General features: G+C 68.4%; 14 protein-coding genes. 12 read left to right on the plus strand and 2 right to left on the minus strand.

Annotation, left to right across the window (positions count from 1 at the left end; genetic code table 11):
- Nucleotides 1-67 precede the first annotated feature (67 nt).
- From QGN30_RS14430 to QGN30_RS14440, 3 genes are all read left to right on the plus strand, one after another.
- A complete protein-coding gene (locus QGN30_RS14430; protein ID WP_009957627.1) occupies nt 68-784 on the plus strand; it encodes an MgtC/SapB family protein in 717 nt (238 codons plus the stop codon).
- Nucleotides 785-815: 31 nt separating this feature from the next.
- Nucleotides 816-1,751, plus strand: a complete 936-nt coding sequence (locus QGN30_RS14435) for a sterol desaturase family protein (protein ID WP_014384765.1) — start codon at nt 816-818, stop codon at nt 1,749-1,751.
- A gap of 94 nt (nt 1,752-1,845) precedes the next feature.
- Nucleotides 1,846-2,523, plus strand: coding sequence for an Rv1815 family serine proteinase (locus QGN30_RS14440; RefSeq protein ID WP_009957625.1), 678 nt, complete (start codon nt 1,846-1,848; stop codon nt 2,521-2,523).
- Between the two features lie 18 nt (nt 2,524-2,541).
- Here the strand turns inward: QGN30_RS14440 and QGN30_RS14445 are convergent, their stop codons facing one another.
- Entirely contained in the window at nt 2,542-2,988 is a 447-nt protein-coding gene (locus QGN30_RS14445) for a nitroreductase/quinone reductase family protein (protein ID WP_038536449.1), read from the minus strand.
- Nucleotides 2,989-3,110: 122 nt separating this feature from the next.
- On the opposite strand from QGN30_RS14445, the gene QGN30_RS14450 reads away from it, so the two are divergent.
- From QGN30_RS14450 to QGN30_RS14460, 3 genes are all read left to right on the plus strand, one after another.
- Complete coding sequence (locus tag QGN30_RS14450; RefSeq protein ID WP_014380182.1) at nt 3,111-3,794, plus strand: TetR/AcrR family transcriptional regulator; 684 nt, start codon at nt 3,111-3,113, stop codon at nt 3,792-3,794.
- 136 nt (nt 3,795-3,930) lie between these two features.
- The gene (locus QGN30_RS14455; protein WP_009957622.1) at nt 3,931-4,434 is read left to right on the plus strand and encodes a VOC family protein; all 504 of its coding nucleotides are present in this window, start codon (nt 3,931-3,933) and stop codon (nt 4,432-4,434) included.
- A gap of 49 nt (nt 4,435-4,483) precedes the next feature.
- Nucleotides 4,484-5,977, plus strand: coding sequence for an FAD-binding protein (locus tag QGN30_RS14460; RefSeq protein ID WP_009957621.1), 1,494 nt, complete (start codon nt 4,484-4,486; stop codon nt 5,975-5,977).
- Between the two features lie 35 nt (nt 5,978-6,012).
- Here the strand turns inward: QGN30_RS14460 and QGN30_RS14465 are convergent, their stop codons facing one another.
- On the minus strand, nt 6,013-7,932 hold the full coding sequence (locus QGN30_RS14465) for an ABC transporter ATP-binding protein/permease (protein WP_009957620.1): 1,920 nt from the start codon (nt 7,930-7,932) through the stop codon (nt 6,013-6,015).
- A gap of 87 nt (nt 7,933-8,019) precedes the next feature.
- Between QGN30_RS14465 and QGN30_RS14470 the strand changes: the two genes are divergently transcribed.
- The 6 genes from QGN30_RS14470 to QGN30_RS14495 all read left to right on the plus strand — a co-directional run bounded on the left by QGN30_RS14470 (nt 8,020) and on the right by QGN30_RS14495 (nt 14,874).
- Nucleotides 8,020-9,663, plus strand: a complete 1,644-nt coding sequence (locus QGN30_RS14470) for an acetolactate synthase (protein ID WP_009957619.1) — start codon at nt 8,020-8,022, stop codon at nt 9,661-9,663.
- 37 nt (nt 9,664-9,700) lie between these two features.
- On the plus strand, nt 9,701-12,025 hold the full coding sequence (gene secA2, locus QGN30_RS14475) for an accessory Sec system translocase SecA2 (RefSeq protein ID WP_009957618.1): 2,325 nt from the start codon (nt 9,701-9,703) through the stop codon (nt 12,023-12,025).
- A gap of 93 nt (nt 12,026-12,118) precedes the next feature.
- Complete coding sequence (locus tag QGN30_RS14480; RefSeq protein WP_201407371.1) at nt 12,119-12,748, plus strand: CDP-alcohol phosphatidyltransferase family protein; 630 nt, start codon at nt 12,119-12,121, stop codon at nt 12,746-12,748.
- Nucleotides 12,741-13,652, plus strand: a complete 912-nt coding sequence (locus QGN30_RS14485) for a DUF881 domain-containing protein (protein WP_202288116.1) — start codon at nt 12,741-12,743, stop codon at nt 13,650-13,652. Before QGN30_RS14480 ends, QGN30_RS14485 begins: the two co-directional genes overlap by 8 nt.
- A gap of 52 nt (nt 13,653-13,704) precedes the next feature.
- Entirely contained in the window at nt 13,705-14,037 is a 333-nt protein-coding gene (locus tag QGN30_RS14490; RefSeq protein ID WP_008256991.1) for a small basic family protein, read from the plus strand.
- A 24-nt stretch (nt 14,038-14,061) separates the two neighbouring features.
- Nucleotides 14,062-14,874, plus strand: a complete 813-nt coding sequence (locus tag QGN30_RS14495; RefSeq protein ID WP_416366860.1) for a DUF881 domain-containing protein — start codon at nt 14,062-14,064, stop codon at nt 14,872-14,874.
- Nucleotides 14,875-14,891 lie beyond the last annotated feature (17 nt).

Raw genomic sequence — 14,891 nt, forward strand, 5'->3', positions numbered from 1 at the left:
TCCACTTGCGGTTAACCCGGATTTGGTTAGCTCCCTTCGCCGTCGAGCCACCGGGAAGGAGCGTGTCGTGGAAACGCTGAGCGCCGTCGATTTCGCGCTCCGCCTGGGCGTCGGCGTGGGTTGCGGCGCCCTCATCGGCCTGGAACGGCAGTGGCGGGCCCGTCGGGCCGGCCTGCGCACCAACGCGCTGGTTGCCGGCGGCGCAACCCTGTTCGTCCTGTACGCCGCGGCCACGTCGGATTCCAGCCCAACCCGGGTCGCGTCCTATGTGGTGTCGGGCATCGGCTTCCTCGGCGGTGGCGTGATCCTGCGGGAGGGCGTCAACGTTCGCGGCCTCAACACCGCCGCCACCCTGTGGTGTTCGGCGGCCATCGGCGTGCTGGCCGCTTCCGGGCACCTGGTCTTCGCGTTGATCGGCACCGGCACGGTCATCGGCATTCACGTGCTGGGGCGCCCTCTCGGCCGGTTGATCGACCGCGACAACAGTGCCGACGAAGACGAAAGCCTGCTGCCCTATCTGGTGCAGGTGGTCTGCCGCCCCAAGCACGAGAAATACGCGCGCGCCCAGATCGTCCAGCACGCCGGCGGCAACGACATCACGCTTCGCGGGATCCACACCGGGCATCCGGCCGACGACGAGATCACCTTGACCGCCCACCTGCTGATGGACGGCGACGCCCCCGCCCGGCTGGAGCGGCTGGTGGCCGAGCTATCCCTGCTGCCGGGCGTTCGCGCGGTCCAGTGGTACGCCGGCGACGACGTGCAGACCGACGATCGTCGCTGAGCGGCGCGGCGGCCGTCGTAGTCTTACCTGTGTGAGCGCCCTCTCCGGCTTCCTGTCCGCCTTGCCCCCGCAGATGCGGGACCCGGTGCTGCTCGCCATCCCGTTCTTCTTGCTGCTGCTGACCCTCGAATGGACCGCGGCCCGCAAGCTGGAACACCTCGCGGCCGACGCCGCGCGGCCCCCGTCGGGGGCGCACCGCACCCGCGACTCGCTGACCAGCATCTCGATGGGGCTGGTTTCGGTGGCCACCACCGCCGGCTGGAAGACCCTGGCCCTGCTCGGCTACGCCGCGATCTATGCCTACGTGGCGCCGTGGCACCTGTCGGTGGCCCGCTGGTACACGTGGGTGATCGCGATTCTCGGGGTCGACCTGCTGTATTACGCCTACCACCGGATCGCCCACCGGGTGCGGTTGATCTGGGCGACCCATCAGGCCCACCACTCCAGCGAGTACTACAACTTCGCCACCGCGCTGCGCCAGAAGTGGAACAACAGCGGCGAGATCTTGATGTGGATCCCGTTGCCGCTGTTGGGAATCCCGCCGTGGATGGTGTTCTTCAGCTTCTCCGTGAACTTGATCTACCAGTTCTGGATCCACACCGAGCGCATCGACAAGCTGCCGCGGCCGTTCGAGTTCGTCTTCAACACGCCGTCGCACCACCGGGTGCACCACGGAATGGACAAGGTGTACCTCGACAAGAACTACGGCGGCATCTTCATCATCTGGGACCGGCTCTTCGGCACCTTCCAGCCCGAGCTGTTCCGCCCCCACTACGGCCTCACGAAACAGGTGGACACCTTCAACATCTGGAAGCTGCAGACGCGCGAATACGTCGCGATCGCCCGCGACTGGCGAACCGCGACCCGGCTGCGGGACCGGCTGGGCTACGTGTTCGGTCCGCCCGGCTGGGCCCCGCGCACGGCCGGCCAGACCGATGCGGCCGCCGCGCTCGTGACCTCTCTGTAACATCGGCGCTGCGCGGCGCGAAAAGCTGAACGTGGAGGACGGTTACGCCGTAACCTCGACCTCCCGTCGGTGTCCGCCCGATGGATCGGAGTTCATGGTGCATCGCCTGGCAACGCGCGCCTTCGCCGCGTCGGTTACTGTCGCCGCGCTCGCCTCCTTGCTGCCGGCCGCGCCGGCAAAGGCCGATGTCCTGGTGTATCCGGGCATGGAGATACGCCAGGACAACCGCGTCTGCACGTTGGGATACGTCGACCCCGCCCTGAAGGTCGCGTTCACCGCGGGGCACTGCCGCGGCGGGGGCGGAGTGGTCACGGATCGGGGCGGCACCGTCATCGGCCGCCTGGCGGCCTTCCGGGACAACACCCCCAGCGGGACGACGGTGTCCACGAGCCAGGTGATCAACGATTACGAAGCGATCGTGCTTGACAACGACGTCACGGCGAACAACATCCTGCCGAGCGGTCGTCCGCTGGTCTCCGACCCCGGACTTTCGCTGGCGCCCGGGCAGCCGATCTGTCACTACGGCGTGATCACCGGGGAGACCTGCGGGACGGTGCAGAGCGTGAACAACGGCTGGTTCACCATGTCCAACGGCGTGCAGAGCCACAACGGCGACTCCGGCGGGCCGGTGTATCTGGCGCCCGGTGGCGGTCCGGGACAGCTCGTCGGGATCTTCAACAGCGTGTGGGGGGACTTCCCGGCGGCGGTGTCGTGGGGGGCCACCTCGCAGCAGGTTCGCGAGGATCTCGGGGCGCGGGACAACGCCCGTTAGGGCCCCGATCGGACGCCGTTAGCCCGCCTTGGTCAGCGCGAACACCGGAATCGTGGGCGCCGCGGCGCGGAACTCCTCGTCGCTGCTGTCCGGCGTCAGCCCCGCGACGTAGTCCTTGACCTGCCAGTACCACCGGGACAGGTAGTGCCGCAGCAGATCGGGCTTGGCCGCGTCGTCGACCTCGGTGGCGCGAACGCGGTGCCGGCGCCACCGGGGACCCACCTCGACGACGGCCGCGGCCCGGATGTTGCGCGCCCACTGGGTGTCGCCGCGGGGCGAGACCAGGTAGTCCACCCCGTCGACGGTCAGCAGGTTGACCACGACCGCGCGCTGCTTGCCCGACTTGCGCCCACGAACGCGCAGCGCACGGGTGCCGGCGATGCTGATGCCCGCGTCGGCAAGCCAGCGGATCACCACGTTGGCCGCGCGGGCGGCCCGGTTCGGCTCTTCATAGCGCGTGGGCATGGCGGGTCCTTCCGGCGAAGCTCCTCGGAATTAACGAGAGCGGCGCTCTCGCTTTTGATGACGCTGCCACACCCCGGTTCGGAAAGCAAGAGCAGTGTTCTCGGTTGTGTCAGACTGACCGCGTGGGCAAACGCCAGCAGTCGCGGGAACAGATCGAGGCGCGCATCATCGAACTCGGTCGCCGCCAGCTGGTGGAACGCGGTGCGCCCGGACTGTCGGTGCGCGCGATTGCCCGCGACCTGGGCATGGTCTCCTCGGCGGTGTACCGGTACGTCGCCAGCCGCGACGAGTTGCTGACCTTGCTGCTGGTCGACGCCTATTCCGACCTGGCCGACACCGTGGAACGCGCCCGCGAAACCGTGGGAGAACTGTGGAGCGACGACGTCATCGCCATCGCGAGGGCGACCCGACGGTGGGCCGTCGCGCACCCCGCGTGCTGGGCGCTCCTGTACGGCAGCCCGGTCCCCGGTTATCACGCGCCTCCGGAGCGCACGGTGGCCGTCGGCACCCGGGTCGTCGCGGCCTTGTTCGACGCCGTCGCGTCCGGAATCGCCACCGGGGACATTCGCCTGACCAACGACCTTGCGCCGCAACCGATGTCGTCGGACTTCGAACGCATCCGGCACGAATTCGGATTTCCCGGTGACGATCAGGTGCTTGCCAAGTGCTTTTTGTTGTGGGCCGGGGTGCTCGGTGCCATCAGCCTGGAGGTGTTCGGGCAATACGGCGCCGACACCCTGACCGACCCGGAAGCGATCTTCGACACCCAGGTGCGACTCCTGGTGGACGTGCTCGCCCAGCATTGACGCCTTGGAGCGCCGGCGGGACAGGGCGCGAATTAGAACGTGTTCACCCCGGGATTTCGGGCGCGGAACGATTCGGCATGGCAAAGTCGTTCGGCCCCTTTCTGGCGGCGCGGCGGCTGGACTATTGTGCGAGACGATGACCCCTCTTCTCGAGTCGCCGACGCAGATCGCCTGGGTTACCACCGACCTCGACGCGACAGAAACGGCGCTCACCGGCCTGTTAGGCGTCAGGAAGTGGGTGCGCATCCCCGACGTGCACTTTGCTCCGGACGCCTGCAGCTATCACGGCAAGCCCGCCGATTTCATCGCCAGCATCTCTCTGAGCTATCTCGGCGACATGCAGCTGGAGCTGATCCAACCGGTGCGGGGCGAGAACATCTATAGTGACTTTTTGCGCGAGTGCGGGGCCGGTTTGCACCACATCTGCATGGAGGCCGAAAGCCCCGAGCAATTCGAGGCGGCGCTGGTCCAGGCCGCCGAGCGGGGCGCCGCGGTCGTGCAGCAAGGCGTGATGCCCGGCGGAATCCAATTCGCCTACGTCGCGGCGCCGCAAGCGGGCGTGCCGTTTGTGGAGTTCGCATACATCGCGCCCGAAATGAGGGCGTTTTACGACTACATCAAACAGGAGCAGCGGCGATGAGCCGCGCCGGCGACGATGCAAAGCAGAGCGATCAGGAGGAGTGGCGCCAATGAGCACCGAAATACCGCCAACAGTCAGCGCCAACGACGTGACGTCGTGGTCCGACGAGGTCGACGTGTTGGTGATCGGCTTCGGCATCGCCGGCGGCTGCGCCGCGGTCAGTGCGGCGGCCGAAGGGGCGCGGGTGCTCGTGCTCGAACGCGCGGCCGCGGCCGGCGGCACCACTTCCCTTGCCGGAGGGCACTTTTACCTCGGCGGCGGGACCGCGGTGCAGCAGGCGACCGGCCAGGACGACTCCGCCGAGGAGATGTACAAGTACCTCGTCGAGGTGTCGCGTGAGCCCGAACTCGACAAGATCCGCGCCTACTGCGACGGCAGCGTCGAGCATTTCAACTGGCTGGAAGACTTGGGCTTTCAGTTCGAGCGCAGCTACTACCCGGGCAAAGTCGTCGTGCCGCCGGGCACCGAGGGCCTCAGCTACACGGGCAACGAAAAGGTGTGGCCCTTCTGCGAGAGGGCCAAGCCGGCGCCGCGCGGGCACTCCGTGCCGGTCCCCGGCGAGCTGGGCGGCGCGGCCATGGTCATCGACCTGCTGGTGAAACGCGCCGACGCCCTGGGCGTGCAGACCCGCTACGAGACCGGGGCGACCAATCTGATCCTGGACGACGACGGCGCCGTGGTGGGCGTCGCCTGGAAGCACTTCACCGAAACGGGCGCCATCAAGGCCAAGGCCGTCATCATCGCGGCCGGTGGGTTCGCGATGAATCCGGAGATGGTCGCCGAGCACACTCCCGCTTTGGGCCAGCCGCGGCGCACCAAGCATCACGGTCTGGCGGCGCCCTACATCCTGGGCAACCCCAACGACGACGGGCTGTCCATCCGGATGGGGGTCTCGGCGGGCGGGGCCACCAAGCACATGGACGAGCTGTTCATCACCGCGGCGGCCTACCCGCCCGAAATCCTGCTGACCGGTGTCATCGTCAACAAGGAGGGCAAGCGCTTCGTCGCCGAGGACTCCTACCATTCGCGCACCTCGGCGTTCGTGCTCGAGCAGCCGGAGCAGACCGCCTACCTGATCGTCGACGAGGCGCACACCGAGATGCCCGCGATGCCGCTGATCCGTTTCCTCGATGGCTACGAGACGATCGCGGAAATGGAAGCCGCGCTTGGCATCCCGGCCGGCAACCTCGCGGCCACGCTGGACCGCTACAACGAGTTCGCCGCCGCCGGTGAGGATCCCGATTTCCACAAGCAGCCGGAATTCCTTGCGCCGCAAGACAATGGGCCGTGGGCGGTGTTCGATTTGTCGCTCGGCCGCGCGATGTACTCGGGCTTCACGATCGGCGGCCTCGCGGTGACCGTCGACGGTGAGGTGCAACGGGACGACGGCACCGTGGTGCCCGGCCTGTATGCCGCCGGCGCCTGCGCGTCCAACCTCGCCCAGGACGGCAAGGGTTACGCCAGCGGGACACAGCTGGGTGAGGGTTCGTTCTTCGGGCGCCGCGCCGGAACGCACGCGGCGCGGCGGGCCGGGGGAGCGTAGGCGCGCGACGACCCAGCGCCGGGGCAGCGTAGCCGCTAGACCTGCGCGGGCTCCTTTTCGACCGGCCCCAGCTGCCACGCGCCGCCGCCGAGAAGTTGCAGCTGCTGCTCGTGGTGCTGCTCGACGGCGGGCCGATGGCTCACGCTCACGAGCACGCATTCCGGCAGCTCCGCCCGAACCAGTTGGTACAGCGCGTATTCCAGGCCGCTGTCCAGCGCGGAAGTCGCCTCGTCGAGGAAGACCGCCTTCGGCCGGGTGAGCAGGACGCGCGCAAACGCGACGCGCTGCTGCTCGCCGGGGGACAGCACTTTGGCCCAGTCCTGCTCCTCGTCCAACCGGCTGATGAGCGGCGCCAGAACAACCTTGGTGAGCACGTCGCGCAGTTGGTCATCGGCGACGCCGTCCGGCGAATTCGGGTAACACACCACGGTGCGCAACGTGCCGAGCGGCACATATGGCAACTGCGACAAGAACATCGTCTCGTTGTCGCCATCCGGACGGCACAGCGTTCCCGAGGCGTAGGGCCACAATTCGGCCAGGCTGCGCAGCAGCGTCGTCTTGCCCGCTCCGGAGCGTCCGGTGATCACCAGGCTGTCGCCCAGGTCGAGCTGGATGTCCAAAGAGTCGACCAGCTGGTCGCCCTCCGGCGTGCGCACCTCGATGCCGCGCAGTTCTACGGCGGTCTCCTCGCTGGGTTTGACGAGGATGGTGGGCAGCGCGCGCCCCTTGTCGTTGGCGTCGACGAGGCCGTGCAACCGGATGATCGCCGCCCGGAAGGCCGCGAACGCGTCATAGTTGTTGCGGAAGAACGACAGTGAGTCGTTGATGTTGCCGAAAGCCTGCGCGGTCTGGGTAACATCGCCGAAGGCGATCTCCCCGGTGAACAGGCGCGGCGCCTGAATCGCCAACGGCAGCGGAATGATGGTCTGCGTCGCCGACCAGTTCCATCCGTTGAAGATAATGGTCCGGCGCACGTACCTGCGGTAGTTGTCGATGATCGGCGTGAAGCGCCGCCACAATTGGGTACGTTCGACGCGCTCGCCACGGTAGAAGCCCACCGCCTCCGCGGCGTCGCGCAACCGCACCAGGGCGTAACGGAATGCGGCGTTGAGTTTCTCGTTGTTGAAGCTCAGCCAAATCAGCGGGCGCCCAAGCCAAATCGCGACCACCGTCACGATCAAGACATAGACCAGGACGGTCCAGAACATCGCACGCGGCACGTTCACACCGAAGAGATTGAAGTCCCCGGACAGGTTCCACAGGATCGCGGCGAACGAGATCACCGATGCCACCGCGTTGACGGCACCGAACAGCAGGGTGCTGGTCGTCCCGTTGGACGGGATGTTCGGGGTGCCGCCCACCCCCGCGGTGAAGATGTCGATATCTTGTTGGATGCGCTGATCTGGGTTGTCAATGGTCTTGTCGATGAACAGATCCCGGTAGTAGGCCCGGCCCGCGAGCCAGTCGTCGGTGAGATGGCCCGTCAGCCACATGCGCCAGGCGATGATGAACCGCTGCGTCAGGTAGATGTCGAGGATCACACGGGCGATGAAGATGGCCGCCAGCAGGATGAAAATCCCCAGCGAGACCCAAAAGTTGTGGATCCCCGAGTGTTTGACTTCCTCGTTGCCCGTGGCGAGCCCCTTGAGTGCCACCTGCAAAGCCGTGTACATGTCGTTGCTCTGATAGCTGAACAGCACGTTGAGCCGGACCGAGAACAGCACCAGCAGTAGCAGCACGCCGAGTCCCAGCCATGCCTTGACGCTGGTCGGCCCGACGAAGTAGCCGCGCGTGATCCGCCAGAATTGACGGCCCCACGGGGTCAGGTACCTGGCGGCGACCAGCGCGGCCAGCAGACAGACGGCACCGATGACCCACGCGATGGCGAGCCACCGCAGGGAGTCCTGAAATGCCGACGACCAATCAATGGACGGTTTGAAGAGCTTCGTGTCCAATTTCGGCGTCTCCTTCTGAGGTCGGCACTTCCCCGCAAGCTACCCGAGCCCGCAAGCTACCCGAGCGGTTGTCGATAGGCTGCGCAGATGAGCATCGACGCTCCGTCCAGCCAGACCGTACATGCCGGCCGACTCGTCGCGCGCCGGCTCAAAGCCAGCGGAATCGACACCGTCTTCACGCTGTCCGGCGGTCACCTGTTCTCGATCTACGACGGCTGCCGCGACGAGGGTATCCGGCTGATCGACACCCGCCACGAACAGACCGCGACCTTCGCCGCCGAGGGCTGGTCGAAGGTGACCAGGGTCCCGGGCGTGGCGGCGCTGACCGCGGGGCCGGGCGTCACCAACGGGATGAGCGCGATGGCGGCGGCGCAGCAGAACCAGTCGCCCCTCGTGGTGCTGGGCGGCCGGGCGCCGGCCCAGCGCTGGGGGATGGGCTCGCTGCAGGAGATCGACCACGTGCCGTTCGTCGCGCCGCTGGCCCGCTTCGCCGCCACCGCGCAATCGGCGGCCGACGCCGGGCGGCTCGTCGATGACGCGTTGCGCGCCGCGGTCGGCGCGCCGTCGGGCGTGGGATTCGTCGACTTCCCGATGGACCACGTGTTCTCCATGTCGGACGACGGCCCGCGCCCCGGGGCGCTTATCGACGTGCCGCCGGGACCCGCACCCGATGACCGGGCGCTGACCCGGGCCGTCGGTCTCCTGGCCGCGGCGAAGCGCCCGGTGATCATGGCCGGCACCAACGTGTGGTGGGGACACGGCGAAGCCGCACTGCTGCGCCTGGCGGAGGAACTCCAGATCCCGGTGCTGATGAACGGGATGGCCCGCGGCGCGGTCGCGGCCGACCACCCGTTGGCGTTCTCCCGGGTTCGCGGAAAAGCGTTGGGGGAGGCCGACGTTGCGCTGATCGTCGGCGTGCCGATGGATTTCCGGCTCGGCTTCGGCGCGGTGTTCGGGCAACAGACCCAGCTCGTCGTGGTCGACCGTGTCCAACCCGAGCGCCGCCATCCGCGGCCGGTGCAGGCCGAGCTCTACGGTGACCTGCTGACGATCCTGGCGGCGCTGGCCACCGCCGGGGGCGCCGGGCACCGAGACTGGGTCGAGGAACTCCGGGCGGCCGAGACCGCCGCGCGCGCCAAGGAGAACGCCGAGCTCGCCGACGACCGCGTCCCGCTGCACCCCATGCGGGTGTACGCGGAGTTGGCGCCCATGCTGGACCGCGACGCCATCGTCGTCATCGATGCCGGCGACTTCGGCTCCTACGCCGGCCGGGTGATCGACAGCTACCTGCCGGGGTGCTGGCTGGACAGCGGCCCCTTCGGCTGCCTGGGTTCGGGGCCCGGCTACGCCCTGGCCGCCAAGCTGGCCCGGCCGCAGCGCCAGGTGGTGCTGCTGCAGGGCGACGGCGCGTTCGGCTTCAGCGGCATGGAATGGGACACGCTGGTCCGGCACAACGTGCCCGTCGTGTCCGTGATCGGCAACAACGGCATCTGGGGCCTGGAAAAGCACCCCATGGAAGCCTTGTACGGCTATTCGGTGGTGGCCGAACTGCGCCCGGGGACCCGCTACGACGAGGTGGCGCGCGCCCTGGGCGCCCACGGCGAGCTGGTGGCCGCACCCGGCGAGCTGCGGCCCGCCCTGGAGCGCGCCTTCGCCAGCGGAATGCCCGCCGTCGTCAACGTGCTCACCGACCCGGACATCGCCTATCCACGCCGATCCAACCTCGCGTGATGAGTGGGCGCCGCAGCCCACCGCGTACCGTTGACCTGTGCCTAAGACGACCCGCGCTCAACCCGGACGGCTGAGCAGCCGCTTTTGGAAGCTGCTCGGCGCCAGCACCGAAAAGGACCGCAGCCGCTCCCTCACCCAGGTCAACGACTCCTCGGAATACGACGGCGAGGCGGCCGGTCTGAGCGACGAGCAGCTGCGCAAGGCGGCCGGGCTGCTCAACCTCGAGGACCTCGCCGACTCCGAGGACATCCCGCAGTTCCTCGCCATCGCCCGCGAGGCCGCCGAACGGGCGAGCGGGTTGCGGCCGTTCGACGTTCAGCTGCTCGGGGCGCTGCGGATGCTGGCCGGCGACGTGATCGAGATGGCCACCGGCGAGGGCAAGACCCTGGCCGGCGCGATCGCCGCCGCCGGGTACGCGATCGCCGGGCGGCACGTGCACGTGGTGACGATCAACGACTACCTGGCGCGCCGTGACGCCGAATGGATGGGTCCGCTGATCGAAGCCATGGGGCTGTCGGTCGGCTGGATCACCGCCGAGTCGACCAGCGAGGAGCGCCGGGCCGCGTACGGCTGCGACGTCACCTACGCCTCGGTCAACGAGATCGGCTTCGACGTGCTGCGCGATCAGCTGGTGACCGACGTCGACGACCTGGTGTCGCCCAACCCCGACGTGGCCCTCATCGACGAGGCCGACTCGGTGCTGGTCGACGAAGCGCTGGTGCCGCTGGTGCTGGCGGGAACCACGCATCGGGAGACCCCGCGGCTCGAAATCATCAAGCTGGTCGGTGAACTCAACGCCGACACCGATTTCGACACGGACTCCGACAGCCGCAACGTCCACCTGACCGACGCCGGCGCGCGCAAGGTCGAAAAGGCGCTCGGCGGCATCGACCTGTACTCCGAGGAGCACGTCGGCACCACGCTGACGGAGGTCAACGTCGCGCTGCACGCGCACGTGCTGCTGCAGCGCGACGTGCACTACATCGTGCGCGACGACGCGGTGCACCTGATCAACTCCTCGCGCGGACGCATCGCCCAGCTGCAGCGCTGGCCCGACGGGCTGCAGGCCGCCGTCGAGGCCAAGGAGGGCATCGAGACCACCGAAACCGGCGAGGTGCTCGACACCATCACCGTGCAGGCGCTGATCAACCGCTACGCCACCGTGTGCGGCATGACCGGCACCGCGCTGGCCGCCGGTGAGCAGCTGCGCCAGTTCTACAAGCTCGGTGTGTCGCCGATCCCGCCGAACAAGCCCAACATTCGCGAAGACGAGTCCGATCGGGTCTACATCACCGGCGCGGCCAAGAACGACGCGATCGTCGCGCACATCGCCGACGTCCACGAGACCGGGCAGCCGGTGCTGGTCGGCACCCGCGATGTCGCCGAGTCCGAGGACCTGCACGAACGGCTGCTGCGCCGCGGCGTGCCCGCGGTGGTGCTCAACGCGAAGAACGATGCCGAGGAGGCCCAGGTCATCGCCGAGGCCGGCAAGTTCGGCGTGGTCACCGTGTCGACGCAGATGGCCGGGCGCGGCACCGACATCCGGCTCGGCGGCTCCGACGAGGCCGACCACGACCGCGTCGCCGAGCTGGGCGGGCTGCACGTCGTCGGCACCGGCCGGCACCACACCGAGCGGCTGGACAACCAGCTGCGGGGCCGCGCCGGGCGGCAGGGCGACCCGGGGTCGTCGGTGTTCTTCTCCAGCTGGGAAGACGACGTCGTGGCGGCCAACCTGGACCACAACAAACTGCCGATGGAGACCGACGAGGACGGCCGGATCGTCAGCCCCAAGGCGGCCGGGCTGCTCGACCACGCCCAGCGGGTCGCCGAGGGCCGCATGCTCGACGTGCACGCGAACACCTGGCGCTACAACCAGTTGATCGCCCAGCAGCGCGCCATCATCGTCGATCGGCGAAATACGTTGCTGCGCACCGCGACCGCGCGCGAGGAGCTGGCCGAGCTGGCGCCGAAGCGCTACGAGGAACTGGCCGAGGAGATCTCCGAAGAACGCCTCGAGACGATCTGCCGGCAGATCATGCTCTATCACCTGGACCGCGGCTGGGCCGACCATCTGGCCTACCTGGCCGACATCCGCGAGAGCATCCACCTGCGGGCGCTGGGCCGGCAGAACCCGCTGGACGAGTTTCACCGGTTGGCCGTCGACGCGTTTGCGTCGCTGGCCGCCGACGCGATCGAGGCGGCCCAGCAGACCTTCGAGACCGCGAACGTCCTCGAGGAGGAGCCGGGACTGGACCTGTCCAAGCTGGCGCGGCCGACGTCGACGTGGACGTACATGGTCAACGACAACCCGCTGTCGGATGACACGCTGTCCACCCTGAGCCTGCCCGGCGTGTTCCGGTAGACCACCCGCCGAGCGTGCGGCCAGCCGGGCGTTCGCGCTCGAGTGTGCGCCCAGCCGGGCGTTCGGCGTGGAGTCGCGTTAAGGTCACGGCTCATGGAGCCGGTGCTTCCGCCCAACCGGGTGCTGACGGTCCCCAACGCGCTCAGCGCCATCCGCCTGGCGCTCATTCCGGTGTTCGTCTACGCCTTGCTGGTCGTGCACGCCCACGGATGGGCGGTCGCGATCCTGATGTTCAGCGGCGCCTCGGACTGGGCCGACGGCAAGATCGCGCGGTTGCTCAATCAGTCCTCGCGGCTCGGCGTGCTGCTCGACCCCGCCGTCGACCGCCTCTACATGGTCGCCGTTCCCGTCGTGATGGCGTTCAGCGGGATCGTGCCGTGGTGGTTCGTCGCGATCCTGCTCGCACGCGATGGCCTGTTGGCCGCGACGCTGCCGCTGCTGTGGAGCCGGGGTCTCTCGGCGCTGCCGGTGACCTACATCGGCAAGGCCGCGACGTTCGCCCTCATGTCGGGCTTTCCGCTGGTGCTGCTGGGCACGTGGGACGCGCTGTGGAGCCGGGTGGTGGGCGCCTGCGGATGGGCGTTCCTGATCTGGGGCTTGTACGGCTACCTGTGGGCGTTCGTGCAGTATGCGGTCCAGATGACACTGGTGTTGCGCCGCATGCCCAAGGTCGATCGCGGGTCGCGCCCGCCGGCCGTGGCGAAGGCGACCGACCATGGCTGACGTGGACCGCCGGCTCGGCGGCTATGACCCCAACGCCGGTCACAGCGCGCACGTGGCGGCCCGGCCGCAACAGATTCCGGTGCCCTCGCTGTTGCGCGCGCTGCTGTCCGAGCACCTGGATCCCGGCTACGCCGCGGCGGCGGCCAAGCGAGCTACCACCGAAGGACGCCAGCGCGCGTTCGGTTGGCTGTGGCAGTCCCTGGCCGCGCTCCTCATCGCCACGGTTTTCGCCGCCGCGGTCGCGCAGGCCCGTTCGGTCGCCCCCGGGGTGCGCGACGCCCAGCAACTGCTGTTGGGCAACGTGCGGGCGATGGAAGGCTCGGCGACGCAGTTGGCGCAGCGGCGCAACCAGCTCTCGACACGCCTCGACGACGTGCAGCGCCGCGTGCTGGCCGACGATGCCGAGGGGCAGCGGTTGCTGAAACGGCTCGACGCGCTCAGCGTGGCGGCCGCCAGCACGGCGATCATCGGTCCCGGCCTGAAGTTGACCGTGACCGATCCGGGTGCCAGCCCGAACCTTTCCGACGTGTCCAAACAGCGGGTCGGCGGCAGCAGGCAGATCATCCTCGACCGCGACCTGCAGCTGGTGGTCAACTCGTTGTGGGCCAGCGGCGCCGAGGCGGTCTCGGTCGGCGGCGTGCGGATCGGGCCCAACGTGACCATCCGGCAGGCCGGCGGCGCGATCCTCGTCGACAACAACCCGACCAGCAGTCCGTACACCATCCTGGCGATCGGGCCGCCGCGCTCGATGCGCGACGTCTTCGACAACAGCCCGGGGCTGCAGCGCCTGAGGCTGCTGGAGATTTCCTACGGCGTGGTGGTTACGGTGGATGTTGCCGACGGTCTTTCGCTGCCTGCCGGATCCGTCCGGGATGTCAAGTTCGCCAAGCAGATTGGGCCATAGTGAGAAAAGTCCCGAACACACAGTTTCGCCTGTGCGAGACGGGAAACCCCGCATGATCGGTATCGCGGCGCTGGCGATCGGCATCGCGCTGGGCCTGGTTTTTCACCCCTCGGTGCCCGAAGTCGTGCAGCCCTATCTGCCGATCGCGGTGGTCGCGGCGCTCGACGCCGTGTTCGGCGGGTTGCGTGCCTATCTGGAGCGGATCTTCGACCCCAAGGTCTTCGTGATCTCGTTCGTGTTCAACGTCTTCGTGGCCGCGCTCATCGTCTATGTCGGCGACCAATTGGGGGTGGGCACCCAGTTGTCGACGGCCATCATCGTCGTGCTCGGTATCCGCATCTTCGGCAACGCGGCGGCCCTGCGCCGCCGGCTGTTCGGGGCGTGACGCCATGACCCGATCGAGCTCAGCGTGAGCCAGGATCCGACGGATCGCGACGCCGGCGCGGCGCCGGATCAGGCCGCGCCACACGGGCGTCACGAACTGCGCGGGAAACACCCCCTTGGCGGGTTGTCCGGCATGCTGCGCGGCGGCCGCTCCCGCCTGGGTTTCGGCACGCTGGCCGTCCTGTTGTGTCTGCTTCTCGGGATCGCCATCGTCACCCAGGTTCGCCAGACCGAATCGGGCGATTCGCTGGACACGGCACGCCCCGCCGACCTGTTGGTGCTGCTGGATTCGTTGCGGCAGCGCGAGGGCACACTCCGCAGCGAGGTGAACGAGCTGGAGAACACGCTGAATTCGTTGCAGGCGTCCGGCAACAACGACCAGGCCGCCATCCAGTCCGCCCAATCCCGGCTGGCGGCGCTGTCCATCCTGGTCGGCGCCGTGGGCGCCACGGGGCCCGGCGTCACCGTCACGATCGAGGACCCCGGGCCGGGGGTTTCCCCCGAGGCGATGCTCGACGTGATCAACGAGTTGCGCGCGGCGGGCGCGGAGGCGATCGAGGTCAACGACGCCCACCAGTCCGTGCGGGTGGGCGTCGACACGTGGGTCGCGGGTGCGCCGGGGTCGCTGACCGTCGACTCCAAAACGCTGTCGCCCGCGTATTCGATTCTGGCGATTGGTGATCCGCCCACCCTGGCCGCGGCGATGAACATTCCCGGTGGCGCGCAGGACACCGTCAAGCGCGTCGGGGCGCGGATGTCCGTCCAGCAGGCCGACCGGGTGGACGTGACCACCTTGCGGCAACCAAAACCGCACCAATACGCTCAGCCGGTCAAGTGAGCAATTCCCGAACAGAC

The sequence above is a fragment of the Mycobacterium sp. 3-98 genome, from assembly GCF_035918355.1.
GTDB classification, from domain to species: Bacteria; Actinomycetota; Actinomycetes; order Mycobacteriales; family Mycobacteriaceae; genus Mycobacterium; species Mycobacterium intracellulare.

Coding starts and splice junctions, on each gene's coding strand:
- QGN30_RS14440 (WP_009957625.1), top strand. CDS start 1,846: ATGGTGCATCGCCTGGCAACGCGCGCCTTCGCCGCGTCGGTTACTGTC.
- QGN30_RS14445 (WP_038536449.1), bottom strand. CDS start 2,988: ATGCCCACGCGCTATGAAGAGCCGAACCGGGCCGCCCGCGCGGCCAAC.
- QGN30_RS14455 (WP_009957622.1), top strand. CDS start 3,931: ATGACCCCTCTTCTCGAGTCGCCGACGCAGATCGCCTGGGTTACCACC.
- QGN30_RS14460 (WP_009957621.1), top strand. CDS start 4,484: ATGAGCACCGAAATACCGCCAACAGTCAGCGCCAACGACGTGACGTCG.
- QGN30_RS14470 (WP_009957619.1), top strand. CDS start 8,020: ATGAGCATCGACGCTCCGTCCAGCCAGACCGTACATGCCGGCCGACTC.
- QGN30_RS14480 (WP_201407371.1), top strand. CDS start 12,119: ATGGAGCCGGTGCTTCCGCCCAACCGGGTGCTGACGGTCCCCAACGCG.
- QGN30_RS14485 (WP_202288116.1), top strand. CDS start 12,741: ATGGCTGACGTGGACCGCCGGCTCGGCGGCTATGACCCCAACGCCGGT.
- QGN30_RS14490 (WP_008256991.1), top strand. CDS start 13,705: ATGATCGGTATCGCGGCGCTGGCGATCGGCATCGCGCTGGGCCTGGTT.